Here is a 16431-nt window from a genome sequence, read left to right as displayed (position 1 = left end):
CTGTGCATAGGGTCCAACTTCACTACACGCTCAGCCGCGATGCCGGCGACGCCCTGATCCGCAACCCGCTGCCCGAGATGCTGCAGGCGGTGGCGCAGCAGGGCTCCATCTCGGCCGCGGCGCGCACGCTGGGGCTGTCTTATCGCCATGTGTGGGGCGCCCTCAAGCGCTGGGAAGACCAGCTGGGCGGCGAGCTCGTTACCTGGGGCAAGGGCCAGTCGGCCCAACTCAGCGAGTTCGGCACCAAGCTGCTGTGGGCCGAGCGCCAGGCCCAGGCGCGTCTGGCACCGCAGATTGCCGCGCTGCACGCGGATCTGGAGCGCGCCTTTGCCGTGGCGTTTGACGACAGTACCCATGTGCTGACCCTGTATGCCAGCCACGACGATGCCCTGGGCGCGCTGCGCGCCCACGCCGCCATGCCCGGCGAGGGTGGCGCGCTGCACCTCGATATCCGCTTCACCGGCAGCGTGGACGCCATCCGCGCGCTCAACGAGGGCCGGTGCACGCTGGCAGGGTTTCACACACTCGAAGACCCCGCGGCCGATTCGCTGGCGGCACGCACCTACCGCCCGCTGCTGCAACCGGGGCGGCACAAGATCATTGGCTTTGCGCGGCGCACCCAGGGGCTGATCGTTGCGCGCGGCAATCCCTTGGGGCTGCACACCCTGGCCGATGTGGCGCGCACCGGCGCCCGGTTTGTGAACCGGCCGCTGGGCACCGGCACCCGCGTGCTGCTGGGCGACCTGCTGGCCATGGCCGGGCTCACCCCCGAAGACATCACCGGCTATGACCTGAACGAGCCGTCGCACGGCGCCGTGGCGCAGGCTGTGGCGGCCGGTGCGGCCGACGTGGGCATGGGCATTGCCCTGGCGGCCCATGCCCGGGGGCTGGATTTTGTGCCCCTGGTGCATGAGCGCTACCACCTGGCCTGCCTCAAATCCACGCTGGACCAACCCGCCACGCGGGCATTGCGCCACCTGCTGCAAACACCCGAGTGGCTGGCGCACATGCAGACGCTGCCGGGCTACACCCCCTTGCACTGCGGCGAAGTATTGGCCATGAGCACGGTGCTGCCGTGGTGGCGATTCAGCAGTCGCAAGCGGGGCGCAGACCCTAGGCATAAACCCTGATTGCTATGCTTTTAGAAGCTGCTAAATCAGCCACCGCAAAGGGATAACACCGTCACGCTGCCGTCAGCCTGCGCCTACAGTGCTCCGTAGAATCGCGCGGTTGTCAAAATTCGTCGATCCCGCGCGCCCCTGAGCGACCGGGCGGGCATGTCGCACGCACAGCTTTCAGATTGGAGACGCCCATGCAGGCTTTACTCAAACTTTCACGCGCCATAGACGCACTCAACGCCTTTGTCGGCAAGTACGTCATCTGGCTCATTTTCGCGGCCACCGCCGTGAGCGCCATCAACGCGCTGGTGCGCAAGATTTTCGGGGTCAGCTCCAATGCGTTTCTGGAAGCGCAGTGGTACCTGTTTGCCTGGTCTTTCCTGGTGGCAGCCGGGTTCACGCTGCTGCACCGCGAGCATGTGCGCATTGATGTGGTCAACAGCCGGTTACCGAAGCGCGTACAGGTGTGGATCGACATCGTGGGCTTTGCGCTTTTTCTGACGCCGCTGTGCATCGTGGTGCTGTACCTGAGCGTGCCTCTGGTCGTGCAGATGTACCAGACCGGCGAAATGTCGGGCAACCCCGGTGGCCTGATCCGCTGGCCCGTGTGGGTGGCGCTGCCCGTGGGCTTCACGCTGCTGATGCTGCAAGGCTGGTCCGAGCTGATCAAGCGCATTGCCTTCCTGCGCGGCCAGGGCCCCGACCCCATGGGCCGCCTGGTCGAGAAATCGTCCGAAGAGGAGCTGGTCGAAATCCTGCGCCAGCAACAGGAAGCAGCTGATGCCGCCGCCGCTGCCGCTGCGGGCACCACCCCACCCGCCACGCCCACACGCTGAGCCCACGGAGCATCTTCATCATGGAATTCTTCGCGACCAATTTCGCCCCCTTCATGTTTGCGGGGCTGATCCTGTTCCTGCTGCTGGGCTTCCCGGTGGCCTTCAGCCTGGGCGCCTGCGGCCTGTTCTTCGGTTTTGTCGGTATCGAGATGGGCATTTTCCCCAGCTCGGTGCTGGCCTGGCTGCCCCAGCGCCTCATTGGCATCATGGCCAACGACACCTTGCTGGCCGTTCCCTTCTTCACGCTCATGGGGCTGATACTGGAGCGCAGTGGCATGGCCGAGGACTTGCTCGACACCGTGGGCCAGGTCTTTGGCCCCATGCGCGGCGGTCTGGCTCTGGCCGTGATCTTTGTGGGCGCCCTGCTGGCTGCCACCACCGGCGTGGTAGCGGCATCGGTGATCTCCATGGGCCTGATCTCGCTGCCCATCATGCTGCGCTACGGCTATGACCGCCGGCTGACCAGCGGCGTGATTGCCGCCTCCGGCACGCTGGCCCAGATCATTCCGCCGTCACTGGTGCTGATCCTGATGGCCGACCAGCTGGGCAAGAGCGTGGGCGACATGTACAAGGGCGCCTTCCTCCCCGGCTTTATGCTGATGGGCATATACGTGGCATATGTGCTGTTCCTGGCGGTGTTCAAGCCCCACCAGGTGCCCGCCCTGCCGCCGGAAGCCCGCACCTACCGTGAACCCAATGGCGGTGGCGGCTACACCTCGCTGGCCATTCTGGCCGCGCTGTCGGCCACCGTGTCGATCTTCCTGGCGCGCCACATGGCCGACGTGCACAGCTGGTGGCAAGGCGAACTGGTCACATCCGTGGCCACCGACGAAAAGGTCGTGGTCGCCATGTGCGGTGGCACGGCGGTGGCGCTGGTCATTGCACTGCTCAACAAGGGTTTCAAGCTGGGCTTGCTCTCGCGCCTGGCAGAACGCGTGACCTTTGTGCTGATCCCGCCGCTGCTGCTGATCTTTCTGGTGCTGGGCACGATCTTTTTGGGCATTGCCACGCCCACCGAAGGCGGCGCCATGGGTGCCATGGGCGCGTTGATCATGGGCTGGGCACGCAAGCGCCTGGACATGAAGCTGCTCAAGCAGGCCCTCGCCTCCACCACCAAGCTGTCGAGCTTCGTGATGTTCATCCTGATTGGCGCCACCACGTTCAGCCTGGTGTTCCAGGCGGCCGACGGCCCTGTCTGGGTGGAGCATCTGCTGACCACGTTGCCTGGCGGCCAGGTCGGCTTCCTGATCGCGGTGAACCTGATGGTGTTCTTCCTGGCGTTCTTCCTCGACTACTTCGAGCTGTCGTTCATCGTGGTGCCCCTGCTCGCGCCCGTGGCAGACAAGCTGGGCATCGACCTGATCTGGTTTGGTGTGCTGCTGGCGGTGAACATGCAGACCTCCTTCATGCACCCGCCGTTTGGCTTTGCGCTGTTCTTCCTGCGCTCGGTGGCCCCCGACAAGCCCTACATCGACCGCGTCACGCGCAAGACCATGCAGCCCGTCACCACGATGCAGATCTACCGGGGCGCCATTCCGTTCCTGCTGATCCAGCTGACCATGGTGGGCCTTCTGATTGCGTTCCCCGGGATCGTCACGGGTGCGCTGGACGCCAAGGTGGAATACAACATGGAGAGCATTGGCGACCAGATGCGCGACACCCTGGGCGGGCCGGCCGAGAGTGAACCCTATGGCCAGGAGCCGTATGGCGCCAGCGAGGAGCCGGCTCCTGCCGCTGAAACACCAGCGCCCGATGCCGCACCACCCATGCCAGAACCGGACGCAGCCCCCGCCGACGATCCCCTGAAGGCCATGGAAGACGCCCTGAAGAAGCCGACGAACTAACCCCGTCGGCACACAGCCACCTGACCCAGAGTGGGCCGCCATCAAATGGCGGCAGCCCACTCCATCCATAAAGGCCCTGCGGGGCCTTATTTTTTTATGGCGTGACCCGCAGGTGCGCCGCCGGAACACCAAAGAAAAAGCCGCGTCATGCGCGGCTTGGTGGGTAGCTGACGGCCCTCACGGGCCGTCAAGAGCAACGGGTCGTCAGATCTTGACGCCGTTCATGTACTGGTTGTAAGGGAACTCGGAGAAGCGGTTCCACAAGATCTGGTCGCGCTGGAAGGTGCGCATGTCTTCGTAGATCTTCTTGAACTCGGGCGACTTGGCGGTGTGCTCTGCGTACACCTCCATGCAGGCCTTGAAGCCGGCGTCGATGACCGCCTTGGGGAAGGCCGTGAGCTTGGTCTTTTCAGCCACCAACTTCTTCAATGCGATCGGGTTGTAGGCGTCGTACTTGGCGGTCATGTCGGTGGCAGACGCCGTCATGGCGGCCTTCAGGATGGCCTTGTTTTCTTCGGACAGCGCGGCGAATTTCTTGTTGTTGACAAAGAATTCCAGGTCAGCGCCGCCTTCCCACCAGCCGGGGTAGTAGTAGAAGGGAGCAACCTTGTTGAAGCCCAGCTTGGCATCGTCGTATGGGCCAACGAACTCGGCGGCATCCAGGGTGCCTTTTTCAAGCGCCTGGTACACATCGCCGGCCGGCATGTTCTGCGAGACCACGCCCAGCTTGGCCATGGCCTCGCCGAACACGCCGCCACCCATGCGCATTTTCAGGCCCTTGAGGTCGGCAGCGGTCTTGATTTCCTTGCGGTACCAGCCGCCCATCTGCGTGCCGGTGTTGCCCGCACTGGCGGTGTGAAAGTTGTACTTCTCAAAGAAGGCATCCAGCAGCTTGCCGCCATTGCCGTATTTTTTCCAGGACGTGCTCTGGCGCGCCGTCAGGCCGAAAGGCACTGCGCAGCTGAACGCAAAGACGGGGTCCTTGCCGGTGAAGTAGTAGGCCGCAGACTGCGCCATGTCGATGGTGTCCGATTGCAGCGCATCAACCACGCCGAAAGCGGGCATCAGCTCGCCCGCAGGGTGCACGGAAATTTCAAACTTGCCGCCGGACATCGCCTTGACGTTCTTGGACAGCAACTCGGCGCTGCCGAAGATGGTGTCCAGCGACTTGGGGAAGCTGGAAGCCAGACGCCAGCGCACTGCGGCCTGGGCGTGAACAGCAGGCGCAACGCCAGCGGCCAGCACACCGGCAATGCCCGTGTGCTTGATAAGTGAGCGACGATCCATGAGGTTCTCTCCGAAGTATTGTTTGCAGAACTCGACCAGCATAGGGATTGCATTGCCAGCCGAGGGTTTAACGAGCCGAAATCGATTGTAAGAACATGCCCACCCCGCCTCTTGCGGGTTTTCCCCCGCAGGGGCCGCAAGCGGCGCAAGGCTTCAGCCTTTTGCAAGCATCGCGGGCTTGCCGCCGCGCTCGGCCTGTCAGATCCGCTGCGTTGACATGAAGCTGTCAAAGCGCGCCTCGGCAAAGCGAAACCAGAAGATCTGATCGCGCTGAAAGTTGCGCATGTCTGCGTAGATCTTTTTCCACTCAGGGCTGCGGGAATCGTTCTGCGCAAACACCTCCATCGCCGACCGAAACGCAGCGTCCAGCACCGGCAATGGAAACGGCAGCACCTTGGTTCTGGCCATGACCAGTTGCTTGAGTGCATTGGGGTTCAAGGCGTCGTACTTGGCCAGCATGTCGGCATGGGCCAATGAAGCAGCCGCGTTGACAATGGCCTTCAAATCGGCCGGGAGCGCATCGTAGGCCTTGCGATGGATGAAGAAATCCAGCTCCAGCCCGCCCTCCCACCAGCCCGGATAGTAATAGTAGGGCGCAACCTTGTGGAACCCCAGTTTCTGGTCGTCATAAGGCCCGACCCATTCCGCAGCGTCAATGCTGCGCTGGTGCAAGGCCTGGTAAATGTCGCCGCCCGGCATGTCCAGCGCAACCGCACCCATCCGGGTCATCACATCGCCCACCAGCCCACCTCCCAAGCGCATCCGCATGCCCTTGAAGTCGGCGACACCCCGGATCTCCTTGAGGTACCAGCCGCCCATCTGCGTACCAGTATTGCCACCGGCAAAGCTGAGCAGGTTGTAGCCCGCATAAAAATCGTCCATCAGCCGCCGTCCGTTGCCGTGCAGCATCCAGGCATTCATTTGCCGCGCATTGAACCCGAACGGGATGGCCGACCCCAGGGCGAACGCCTGGTTGCGGCCATAGAAGTAATAAGGTGCCGTGTGGGCCATTTCCACCGTGCCGCTTTGCACCGCATCGAGCACATCGAACGCGGGAACCAGCGCTCCGGCGGCATGCACCGCAACTTCAAACCGGCCCGCCGACAGGGCCTTGACGGCTTTGGAAAAAACCTCGGCGCCACCGTAGATGGTGTCCAGCGACTTGGGGAAGCTGGACGCCAGGCGCCACCGCACGGCGGCCTGGGCATGCACAGCGGGGGCCAGGCCCGTCGCCAGAACGCTGGCAATGCCGGCATGCCGAATGGCAGAACGACGATCCATGGGGCTTGAATTCAGCTACGGTGCAACGCCACGCGGCACGGGTCAGCCGGGGCTGAAATGCCCGCGAATGGCGTTCTCGATGCCGGTTGCGTCCAGCCCCTGCAGCGCCAGCAATTTGACCGGATCACCATGCTCGATGAACACATCGGGTAACCCCAGTTGCAACACGGGCAACACCACCTTGGCGGCGGCCAGCGCCTCCAGCACGGCGCTACCCGCGCCACCCAGGATGGCGCCCTCTTCCAGAGTAACGAGCGCGTCGTGGCGCGCCGCCACATCGAGCAGCAGATCATGGTCGAGCGGCTTGGCCCAGCGCATGTTGACCACCGTGGCATCGAGTGCCTCGGCCGCCTGCAGCGCCGGGTACAGCAAGGTGCCAAAGGCCAAAATCGCAATGCGCGGCGCCCCTGCATCGGCCCCGCCTGCCTTGCGCTCGCGGCGGATTTCGCCCTTGCCGAACGGCAGGCCTTCCAGCCCCCGCAGGGTTGCCACGCCCGCACCGCTGCCGCGCGGGTAGCGCACGGCAACGGGATGGTCCTGCGCGAACGCGGTGCTCAGCAGCTGGCGGCATTCGCGCTCGTCGGCCGGGCAGGCCATGCTCATGTTGGGAATGCAGCGCACAAAGGGGATGTCGTAGGCACCCGCATGGGTGGCGCCATCGGCCCCCACCAGGCCGGCGCGGTCCAGCGCAAACACCACGGGCAGGTTCTGCAGCGCCACGTCGTGGATCATCTGGTCATAGCCGCGCTGCAAAAAGGTGGAATAGATCGCCACCACGGGCTTGACGCCCTCGCAGGCCATGCCGGCCGCGAAGGTGATGGCATGCTGCTCGGCAATGCCCACGTCGTAATAGCGGTCGGGAAAACGCTTTTCAAACTCGACCATGCCCGAACCCTCGCGCATGGCCGGGGTGATGCCCACCAGCCGATTGTCTTGCGCCGCCATGTCGCACAGCCACTCGCCAAACACCTGCGTGAAGGTCTGCTTGGGCGCGGCCGTGCTCTTGACCAGGCCCACGGCCGGGTCAAACTTGCCGGGGCCGTGGTAGGCCACGGGATCGGCCTCGGCCAGCTTGTAGCCCTGGCCTTTCTTGGTGACCACATGCAGGAACTGCGGGCCTTTGAGGCCCTTGATGTTTTCCAGCGTGGGGATGAGCGAATCGAGGTCATGCCCGTCAATCGGGCCGATGTAGTTGAAGCCGAATTTCTCGAACAACGTGGCCGGCACCACCATGCCCTTGGCCTGCTGCTCCAGGCGCTTGGCCAGCTCGAGCAGCGGCGGCGCGTTCTTGAGCACGCTCTTGCCCACGTTCTTGGCGGCCGCGTAAAACTGCCCGCTCATGAGCTGGGCCAGGTACCGGTTGAGCGCGCCCACGGGCGGGCTGATGCTCATGTCGTTGTCGTTCAGGATGACGAGCAGGTTGGCATCGGCCACACCGGCGTTGTTCAAGGCCTCGAAGGCCATGCCCGCCGTCATGGCACCGTCGCCAATGATGGCCACGGCATGCCGGTCTTCGCCCTTGCGCTTGGCGGCCAGCGCCATGCCGAGTGCGGCCGAGATGCTGGTGCTCGAATGCGCCGTGCCAAAGGTGTCGTAAACACTCTCCGCACGCTGCGGAAAGCCCGAGATGCCGCCGAGCTGGCGCAGCGTGTGCATGCGGTCGCGCCGGCCGGTCAGGATCTTGTGCGGATAGGTCTGGTGACCCACATCCCACACCAGCCGGTCTTCGGGCGTGTGGAACACATGGTGCAGCGCCACGGTGAGCTCCACGGCGCCCAGGTTGGAGCTCAGGTGCCCCCCCGTCTGGGACACGCTCTGGATCACGAACGCACGCAACTCGGTGGCCAATTGCTTGAGGTCGGCGCGCGACAGGCGGCGCAGGTCAGCAGGGTCGTTGATGGTCTGCAGCAGGGGGAAGGATGTCGTGGACATTTACTATTATTTTGATAGCTAATAGCGCTTTATACATAAGCGCTAGAGGCCAATTAGACATTCAAAGCATGGGTATCGCACCAGAACGGGGATTCTTCAATACGATCGGTTCACCACCATGTCGGCCAGCGCCGCCAGTGCACGCGTGTCGGCCAGGCCCGAGGCCGCCAGCGCAGCGTGCGCCTGTGCCAGCAGCTCCTGCGCATGGGCCTGCGCCGGGGCCAAGCCGAGCAGCGAGACATAGGTGGGCTTGTCGCTCGCGGCATCCTTGCCCGCGGTCTTGCCCAGCGTGGCCGAGTCGGCGACCACATCCAGGATATCGTCCACCACCTGAAACGCCAGACCGAGCGCCGCGCCGTAGTCCGCCAGCGCCTTGTGCGCTGCGGCGCCGGCCGCGCCACAGGCCGCGCCCATCATCACGCTGGCCTGCAGCAGCGCCCCCGTTTTCAGGCGGTGCATATGGCGCAACTGCTCCTGCGTCAGCGCCAGCCCCACGCTGGCCAGGTCGATCGCCTGCCCGCCCGCCATGCCCGCCGAGCCGGCAGCGCGCGCCAGCTGGCGGCACAGCGTGGCCTGCACGGCCGGGGGAATGCACTCGTCGTCCGGCGTGAGCAGTTCAAAGGCAAACGCCTGCAGGGCATCGCCCGCCAGCAAGGCCTGCGCCTCGCCAAACTGCACATGCACCGTGGGCTTGCCCCGGCGCAGCACATCGTTGTCCATGCAGGGCATGTCGTCGTGCACCAGCGAATAGGCATGGATCAGCTCGACGGCGCACGCGGCCCGCAGGGCCGCTTCGTTCATTTCGGCGCGCAGCGCCGCTTCGCGGCCTGCATCGCCAGCGCCGCAATGCACAGCCTCGAAGGCCGCCAGCGCCAGCAGCGGCCGCAGGCGCTTGCCGCCATCGAGCACCGCGTAGCGCATGGCCTCACCCAGACCGGCAGGAGCGCCCTCTCCCACCCACTGGCCCAGGGCCTGCTCAACCCGATCAAGGTGATGCCGGCTCCAGCCGACCAGATCAAAAACCTTTGGGTCACTGCGCTGCACGGCCATCATTCCTGCGTCCATGGCTGCAGCGTGCCTTCGTCCAGCACCTTGATCTGGTCCTGCACCGCGTCGAGCCGGTGGCGACAAAAGGCCAGCAGGGTGGCCCCACGCTGGTAGCCGGCCAGCATCTGGTCCAGCGGCAGCTGGCCCGACTCGATGCGGCCCACGAGCTGCTCCAGCTCTTCCAGCGCCGCTTCATAGCTGGCAGGTTCGGCGGGCGGGGCGTTGGAGGCTGAGGCCTTGGGCATGGGCAGGAGGGCAGAAGTTGCGCGGGTGAAACGGGCGATTTTAGGCGCAGCGCCTGGCGCGGCGCAGCCACCCGTCCGCAAGGGGACTTTGCACCCGGGTTGCGGCGGTAAGTATCTGCGGCGCGCGAACCACCCCCAAGCCGTGCAGCGGCCACATGACTTACCGTAATGGGCAATACACGCATGGGGGATGCGGGAATAACCACACCGCCTATAATCCCATTCCCTTCGAGCCGGCTACCCACCCTAGCCGGTTTTCTTTTTCCAGATGCGCCCCGGCGCACCTCCCGCACTTTCTCCCTGTGGGGAGTCTTTAGGTCAGGTCACCCATGTCTGATTTAAGTCTTCGACTGCAGCAGGCCGCAAGCCAACTACCAGTTTCAAGCTACTTTGACGAGGCGCTGTTCCAGCGCGAATTGGAAACCATCTTCCAGCGCGGGCCCCGCTATGTGGGGCACCAGCTTTCCGTGCCCAATCCGGGCGACTACCACGCTCTGCCCCAGGAGGGCGAGGGGCGCGCGCTGGTGCGCAACGCCCAGGGCGGCCTGGAGCTGATCTCCAACGTCTGCCGCCACCGCCAGGCCGTGATGCTCAAGGGCCGTGGCTCGCTCAACACCCAGCAAAAGGGCAGCGCGGGCGGCAACATTGTGTGCCCCTTGCACCGCTGGACGTACAGCCCCCAGGGCGAGCTGCTGGGCGCACCGCATTTCGCGCACGACCCCTGCCTGAACCTCAACAACTACAAGCTGCGTGAGTGGAACGGCTTGCTGTTTGAAGACAACGGCTATGACGTGGCCGCCGACCTGGCCCAGATGGGCCCGCGCTCCGACCTCGACTTCGATGGTTATGTGCTCGACCACATCGAGCTGCACGAGTGCAACTACAACTGGAAGACCTTTATCGAGGTCTATCTGGAGGACTACCACGTCGGCCCCTTCCATCCCGGCCTGGGCAGTTTTGTCACCTGCGACGACCTGCGCTGGGAGCTGGGCAAAAACTACTCGGTGCAGACCGTGGGCGTGGCCAATCGCCTGGGCAAGGCGGGCAGCCCCGTGTACGAGCGCTGGCACGAGGCGCTGCTGGCCTACCGCGAAGGCAAACCGCCCAAGCACGGCGCCATTTGGCTCACGCTGTATCCGCACATCATGGTCGAGTGGTATCCGCATGTGCTCACCGTGTCCACGCTGCACCCGGTCAGCCCGACCAAGACACTGAACATGGTGGAGTTTTACTACCCCGAGGAAATCGCCGCCTTCGAGCGCGAATTTGTCGAGGCGCAAAAGGCCGCCTACATGGAAACCTGCATCGAGGACGACGAGATCGGCGAGCGCATGGACGCGGGCCGCAAGGCCCTGCTGGCGCGCGGTGACAACGAAGTGGGCCCTTACCAGAGCCCCATGGAAGACGGCATGCAGCACTTTCACGAGTGGTACCGCCAAGCCATGCACACGGCAACGCCAAAGGCCTGAATACAGCCCCCCAACGCACCCAACCCGCCAGACAGCGCCTCTATGCTCTGATTAAAATAGCTGCCAACGCTTGCCAAACAAGCGCTGGCGGCTTTTTTACTTCTCAACCCCATTGATTCATCGGATTCCATGCAAGCCCTCTGGATGGTGTTGGCCGCGTTCCTGTTTGCCAGCATGGGTGTGTGCGTCAAGATCGCATCGGCCCACTTCAACGCAGCCGAGCTGGTCTGCTATCGCGGCCTCATCGGCATCGCGATCCTCTGGCTGCTGTCGCGCTCCCAGCGCGTAACGCTGGGCACGCAATACCCCGGCATGCACGCCTGGCGCAGCCTGGTCGGCGTGGCGTCGATGGGCGCCTGGTTCTACGCCATTGCCCACCTGCCACTGGCCACCGCCATGACGCTCAACTACATGAGCAGTGTGTGGATTGCCGCCTTTCTGGTGGGCGGCGCGCTGCTGGCCTGGCGCCCTTCGGCCGCGTCGCCGCGCCCGGCATTCCAGGGCCCGCTGGTGCTGACGGTGCTGACCGGCTTTGTCGGCGTGGTGATGATGCTGCGCCCCAGCCTTGACCAAAACCAGGCCTTTGCCGGCTTGATCGGGCTCATGTCGGGTATGACATCGGCCTTTGCCTACATGCAGGTGGTGGCCCTGTCGCGGCTGGGCGAGCCCGAATCACGCACGGTGTTCTATTTTGCGGTGGGCTCGGCCGTGGCCGGGGGCCTGGCCTTGCTGCTGACCGGCACCTCGCCTTGGCCGGGCTGGCCCGCCCTGTGGCTGCTGCCCATCGGGGCGCTGGCCGCTGGCGGGCAGCTGTGCATGACACGCGCCTATGCCAGCGCCAAAACCCCGCGCGGCACCCTGGTGGTGGCCAATCTGCAGTATTCGGGCATTGTGTTCGCGGCCATTTACAGCGTGGCGCTATTTGGCGACCGGATTTCCCCCATGGGCTGGGTCGGCATGGTGCTGATCGTGGGCAGCGGCATCGTGGCCACCGTGCTGCGCACCCGCGCCGCACCGGGGGCACCGGCCGAGGAACATTGACACAATGGCGGCGGTCCTTTTGCCTCCACCTTCGCCCCAGCGCCTGCGCGCACCCCACCGCCCATGACCTGCACCACCCTGCTATCCGCCCCCGGCCTGCAATCCCTGATCGCCAGCGGTGCGCCGCTGATGGTGTTTGACTGCAGCTTTGACCTGGCCCAGCCTTGCGCCGGTGCGCAGCACTATGCCGACGCCCACATCCCCGGCGCCATCTATGCCAACCTCGACACCGACCTGAGCGCCCCGCACGGCGCACCCGGCGCCACGGGCACCGTCACCGCGCAAGAGGCCGACGCCCCCGCCTCGGGCGGCCGCCACCCGCTACCCAGCCGCGAGCGCTTTGCCATGTGGCTGTCGAGCGTGGGCTTTGCCAACGGCATGCAGGCCGTGGTGTACGACCGCAACGGCGCCAACTACTGTGGCCGCCTGTGGTGGATGCTCAAGTGGGCCGGGCACGATGCGGTGGCGGTGCTCGACGGCGGCCTGCAGGCCTGGCAGGCCGCGGGCGGCGCCCTCGCCAGCGGGGCCGAACCCGCCCGTTTCCAGTCCAACTTCGAGCTGCACGCCCCCCTGCGCCAACTGGCCAGCGCAGACGATGTGCTGGCGGCACTGCGGCAACCGGGCCAGACGCTGATCGATGCGCGCGGCGCGCCCCGTTACCGCGGCGAAATCGAGCCCCTGGACCCGGTAGCCGGGCATATTCCGGGCGCACTCAACCGGCCGTTCACCGAGAACATCGGCGCCGACGGCCACTTCAAGCCTGCCGCCGTGTTGCGCGCCGAATTCGAAACATTGCTGGCCGGCCGCGACCCGGCCACCGTGGTCCACCAGTGCGGCAGCGGCGTGAGCGCCCTGCCCAACATGCTGGCCATGGAAGTGGCCGGACTCGGAAAAACCACGCTTTTTGCGGGCAGCTGGAGCGAATGGTGCAGCGACCCTTCACGCCCCGTGGAGCGCGGTTAAGAAAGTGTTCAGGATCTAACGCGTGGCGACGGCTGTGTGCAGCAGGCCGCTGGCCTGCGCCAATGGGGTGATGGGGCTACGGCGCGCGTAAGGCAAATTCCTACAAACCCCACCCCGAAACCAGACGCGCGGCACAGCCAAACCCCGACTTAATTTTTGATTGGGGCAGTTTCACAATCCATTTCAACGGATCACGCACAACCTGCAGTCTGCAGGCAACGCAAGAACCGGCCATGAAAAGGAAAGCTGCCATGACCAACGAACAACTGCTCGCCGAAATTCGCGAAGCCAACCTCACTTACCTGATGCTGGCGCAAAACCTGATTCGCCACGACAAGGCCGAAGCAGTGTTCCGTCTGGGCATGAACGAAGACGCTGCCGATATTCTGGCATCGCTGTCGGCAGCGCAAGTGCTCAAACTGGCCTCCCGCAACACGCTTCTTTGCAGCTTCCGGGTGGACGACAACCTGGTGTGGAGCCTGCTGACCAACCACTCGGCCAAGAAGGTGGGCAACGAAGCCACCAACACGCTGCACGCCAACATCCTGATGGCCAGCCGCGTGTCGGAAGTGCTCTGATCCTGCATTGCCCTCTCGCATCCCGCTTCAAGCCGCTCGCCACCGAAAGCCCACCATGTCCGCCACGCCCGCCACCCCAAAAGCCCCCGCCAAGAGCGTTCTGAACGAATCCCGGCAGATCGCACGCGCTGCGATGCTGATCGAGATGGGCGCGCGCATGCAGGTGCTTGAATCGGAAACCACGCTGTCGTATGAACGCCTGATCCGCCTGTACAAGGAGATCGCCGGCAAGTCGCCATCCAAGGGCCAGCTGCCGTTTTCCACCGACTGGTTCCTCACCTGGCAGGAAAACATCCACAGCTCGCTGTTCCTCAACATCTACGAATACCTGTCCAAGGGTGTGGACCTGGATTCGGTGGAGCTGCTGACCAAGGCCTACCGCCTCTACAACGAACAAGTGGCCACGGCCGAGATCGAGCCCCTGCTGTCGTTCACCCGTGCCTGGCGCCTGGTGAAGTTTGTGGATGCCGGCATGCTCACGCGCACCCAATGCGCCGAATGCAAAGGCCAGTTCGTCACCGAGCTGTATGAAAACCGCCACTTCACCTGCGGCCTGTGCAACCCACCCGCCCGCGCCGGCAAGAGCAAAACCGCTGGCGCACTGATGCTGCACTGAAATTCAAGCCAAATTGGCCTATAGCGCTTATGAATAAAGCGCTAGCAGCTATCAATTAGTGAGCAATTGAGACACAGGCCGGCAACCTCACTTCGCTGCCAGCAGGGCGCGCACATCCTCATCCAGCGGCACCGCATAGTCGTGCGCGGCCAGCACGGCGTTGCCCGGCGGGCTGATCAGCTTCAGGCTGATATACAGCTGGCGAGCCGACACCGCATAGGTGCCCGCCACCGCGGCCTGTGCCCCCTGGGTTCGGACGGCTTCGCGCAACGCGCGGGGCAGCAGCAGTTCGCCCTGATCTCGCGGCGCCGCCGGCGCGTCCCGCAACGCCATCCGGGTGACCAGCACACCGCGCTGCACCATGCGGCCGGCGATCTGCTCGGCCACGATGCGCCCCAGGCGCGATGACTCGGACGGCCGGTCCACATTCACCAGCGTGGCCACGACCACGGGCTGGGCCGGGTCCAGGGCCGCGGTCTTGAGCAGCGCATCGGTGGCCCGGTAGCTGGCCTCCACCAAATTGCCGTGCCGCATGGCGTCCACCGTGGTGCCCAACGTGGGGCCGTATTTTTCGCCGTAGTAATAGCCTGCGCAGCCAGGCAAGGCGGCAGCACCCAGCAGGCAGGCGGCCACAAACATCCAGCGTTGCATGGCACCGCCACTCGGGCAATGAACAACATGGGCAGCAGGTGCGGCCTCGCGGAAAGGCGCACCCCGCCGCAGCTCTCGATGGAGTCCGAGGGCCAAAAATTTCACGAGGGTACGCGTCGAGCGCCATGTATCAGCTTGCATCGGGCAATGCTAGCGACAAGCCCTTCAGGCCAACCCGCAAACAACACGGGTTTTGGGGCGCAGTTTCTCCCCACCCGCAGACAGGCGACGGTCGCCTACATGGCAAGGGCATCGGCTGCCGCACAATCCGCGCATGACCGAGCCCACAGAGCCCCTCCAGCCCCCCACCCCCGTTCCTGCGTCCGCCTCCGCCAACGCGGCTGCGAGCGCCAGCGCCGACCCCACGGCCACCCTGGCGGCGCCCGTGCAGCCGGCATCTGGCCCAGCGCGTCTGCGCGCACCGCTGATGCTGCAAACGCCTGTGGATGTGCGCAATCTGTCACTGGCACTACTGGCGCTGTTTGCCAGCGTGGCACTGCTGCACTGGGCCAGCGCGGTATTCATTCCCATCATGCTGAGCCTGCTGCTGACCACGGCGCTGCGGCCGGTGGTGGATATCCTGCAGCGCTGGCATGTGCCGCGCTGGCTGGGCTCGGGCGTTTTGCTGATAGCCCTGTTGACGGGTGCGGCCAGCGCGGCCTGGTCGCTCAGCGACGGGGCCGTCGAGCTGGTCAACTCCATGCCGGTGGCCGCCAAGAAGGTGCGGGACAGCCTGCGCCAGCGCTCCGGTGGCGACAGCGCGCTCGACACCGTGCAGAAAGCCGCCACGCAGATTGAGCAGGCGGCCGCCGAAAGCAGCGCCGCCACGCCCACGCGCCGGGGCGTGCAACGCGTGGTGATCGAGCGGCCTTCGTTCAACATTCGCGACTATCTCTGGAGCGGCACCATGGGCCTGATGTCGGCCCTGGGGCAGCTCACCGTGGTGGTGTTTCTCACCTTCTTCTCGCTGGCGTCGGGCAACCTGTTTCGGCGCAAGCTGGTGCGCATCGCGGGCACCAGCCTGGAGCGCAAGAAGGTCACCATGCAGGTGCTCAATGAAATCACCGCGCAGATCCAAAGCTACCTGCTGGTCCAGGTGTTCACCAGCATACTGGTAGGCATCGCCACCGGGATGGCATTCTGGGCAATGGGTCTGGAAAACGCGGCCGTGTGGGCGGTGCTGGCGGGGGTGCTCAACCTCGCGCCCTACATCGGCTCGGTGCTGGTCACCGGCGCATCGGCGCTGGTGGCATTTTTGCAGTTTGGCTCGGTGGACATGGCGCTGGCCATCGGCGGCGCCTCACTGCTCATCCACACCATCGTGGGCCAGATCATCACGCCCTGGCTCACCAGCCGCGCCAGCAGCATGAGCCCCGTGGCGGTGTTCGTGAGCGTGCTCGCCTGGGGCTGGCTGTGGGGCCTGTGGGGGCTGCTGCTGGGCATCCCGGTGATGATGGCCGTGAAGGCGGTGTGTGACCGGGTGGAGGATTTGAAGGCGGTGGGGGAGTTGCTGGGCGACTGAA

General features: G+C 64.9%; 15 protein-coding genes. 9 read left to right on the top strand and 6 right to left on the bottom strand.

Translation table 11 applies throughout. The features are described from left to right. The first annotated feature begins 2 nt into the window (after positions 1-2). The 3 genes from J8G26_RS09915 to J8G26_RS09905 all read left to right on the top strand — a co-directional run bounded on the left by J8G26_RS09915 (position 3) and on the right by J8G26_RS09905 (position 3798). Positions 3-1130 (top strand): substrate-binding domain-containing protein, encoded by a 1128-nt coding sequence (locus J8G26_RS09915; RefSeq protein WP_087746969.1) that lies wholly within the window; start codon positions 3-5, stop codon positions 1128-1130. A 182-nt stretch (positions 1131-1312) separates the two neighbouring features. Continuing rightward, complete coding sequence (locus tag J8G26_RS09910) at positions 1313-1954, top strand: TRAP transporter small permease subunit (RefSeq protein ID WP_087746972.1); 642 nt, start codon at positions 1313-1315, stop codon at positions 1952-1954. 20 nt (positions 1955-1974) lie between these two features. Next, positions 1975-3798 carry a TRAP transporter large permease subunit gene (locus J8G26_RS09905; protein WP_210568808.1) on the top strand — a complete coding sequence of 608 codons (1824 nt, stop codon included), beginning with the start codon at positions 1975-1977 and terminating at the stop codon, positions 3796-3798. Between the two features lie 204 nt (positions 3799-4002). Here J8G26_RS09905 and dctP (J8G26_RS09900) read toward each other — a convergent pair whose 3' ends face one another. The 5 genes from dctP (J8G26_RS09900) to xseB form a co-directional block, all read right to left on the bottom strand. Continuing rightward, the gene (dctP, locus tag J8G26_RS09900) at positions 4003-5085 is read right to left on the bottom strand and encodes a TRAP transporter substrate-binding protein DctP (RefSeq protein WP_210568807.1); all 1083 of its coding nucleotides are present in this window, start codon (positions 5083-5085) and stop codon (positions 4003-4005) included. 198 nt (positions 5086-5283) lie between these two features. Then, positions 5284-6366, bottom strand: coding sequence for a TRAP transporter substrate-binding protein DctP (dctP, locus tag J8G26_RS09895; protein ID WP_087746978.1), 1083 nt, complete (start codon positions 6364-6366; stop codon positions 5284-5286). Positions 6367-6408: 42 nt separating this feature from the next. Continuing rightward, the gene (gene dxs / locus J8G26_RS09890) at positions 6409-8298 is read right to left on the bottom strand and encodes a 1-deoxy-D-xylulose-5-phosphate synthase (RefSeq protein WP_210568806.1); all 1890 of its coding nucleotides are present in this window, start codon (positions 8296-8298) and stop codon (positions 6409-6411) included. A gap of 96 nt (positions 8299-8394) precedes the next feature. Continuing rightward, the gene (locus J8G26_RS09885) at positions 8395-9363 is read right to left on the bottom strand and encodes a polyprenyl synthetase family protein (RefSeq protein WP_232476399.1); all 969 of its coding nucleotides are present in this window, start codon (positions 9361-9363) and stop codon (positions 8395-8397) included. Next, positions 9348-9590: an exodeoxyribonuclease VII small subunit gene (gene xseB, locus J8G26_RS09880; RefSeq protein ID WP_086911775.1), complete on the bottom strand. Its 243-nt coding sequence runs from the start codon at positions 9588-9590 to the stop codon at positions 9348-9350. The genes J8G26_RS09885 and xseB overlap by 16 nt, the downstream gene beginning before the upstream one ends. Before the next feature lie 329 nt (positions 9591-9919). Between xseB and J8G26_RS09875 the strand changes: the two genes are divergently transcribed. The 5 genes from J8G26_RS09875 (at position 9920) to flhC (ending at position 14257) form a co-directional block, all read left to right on the top strand. After that, complete coding sequence (locus J8G26_RS09875; protein WP_087746987.1) at positions 9920-11059, top strand: aromatic ring-hydroxylating dioxygenase subunit alpha; 1140 nt, start codon at positions 9920-9922, stop codon at positions 11057-11059. 129 nt (positions 11060-11188) lie between these two features. Next, a complete protein-coding gene (locus J8G26_RS09870) occupies positions 11189-12100 on the top strand; it encodes a DMT family transporter (protein ID WP_087746989.1) in 912 nt (303 codons plus the stop codon). Between the two features lie 63 nt (positions 12101-12163). Next, complete coding sequence (locus J8G26_RS09865) at positions 12164-13063, top strand: sulfurtransferase (RefSeq protein WP_210568805.1); 900 nt, start codon at positions 12164-12166, stop codon at positions 13061-13063. A 251-nt stretch (positions 13064-13314) separates the two neighbouring features. Then, on the top strand, positions 13315-13641 hold the full coding sequence (flhD, locus tag J8G26_RS09860) for a flagellar transcriptional regulator FlhD (protein ID WP_005800286.1): 327 nt from the start codon (positions 13315-13317) through the stop codon (positions 13639-13641). Positions 13642-13696: 55 nt separating this feature from the next. Further along, positions 13697-14257 carry a flagellar transcriptional regulator FlhC gene (gene flhC, locus J8G26_RS09855; protein WP_087746992.1) on the top strand — a complete coding sequence of 187 codons (561 nt, stop codon included), beginning with the start codon at positions 13697-13699 and terminating at the stop codon, positions 14255-14257. Between the two features lie 87 nt (positions 14258-14344). On the opposite strand, the gene J8G26_RS09850 is transcribed toward flhC, so the two are convergent. After that, complete coding sequence (locus J8G26_RS09850; protein WP_210568804.1) at positions 14345-14908, bottom strand: FlgO family outer membrane protein; 564 nt, start codon at positions 14906-14908, stop codon at positions 14345-14347. Between the two features lie 274 nt (positions 14909-15182). On the opposite strand from J8G26_RS09850, the gene J8G26_RS09845 reads away from it, so the two are divergent. Next, positions 15183-16430, top strand: coding sequence for an AI-2E family transporter (locus J8G26_RS09845; RefSeq protein WP_246881332.1), 1248 nt, complete (start codon positions 15183-15185; stop codon positions 16428-16430). Position 16431: the final 1 nt, after the last annotated feature.

The sequence above is a fragment of the Acidovorax sp. JG5 genome, from assembly GCF_017939685.1.
Taxonomy (GTDB): Bacteria; Pseudomonadota; Gammaproteobacteria; order Burkholderiales; family Burkholderiaceae_C; genus Acidovorax.
This window is presented reverse-complemented; position numbering and strand designations above follow the sequence as displayed.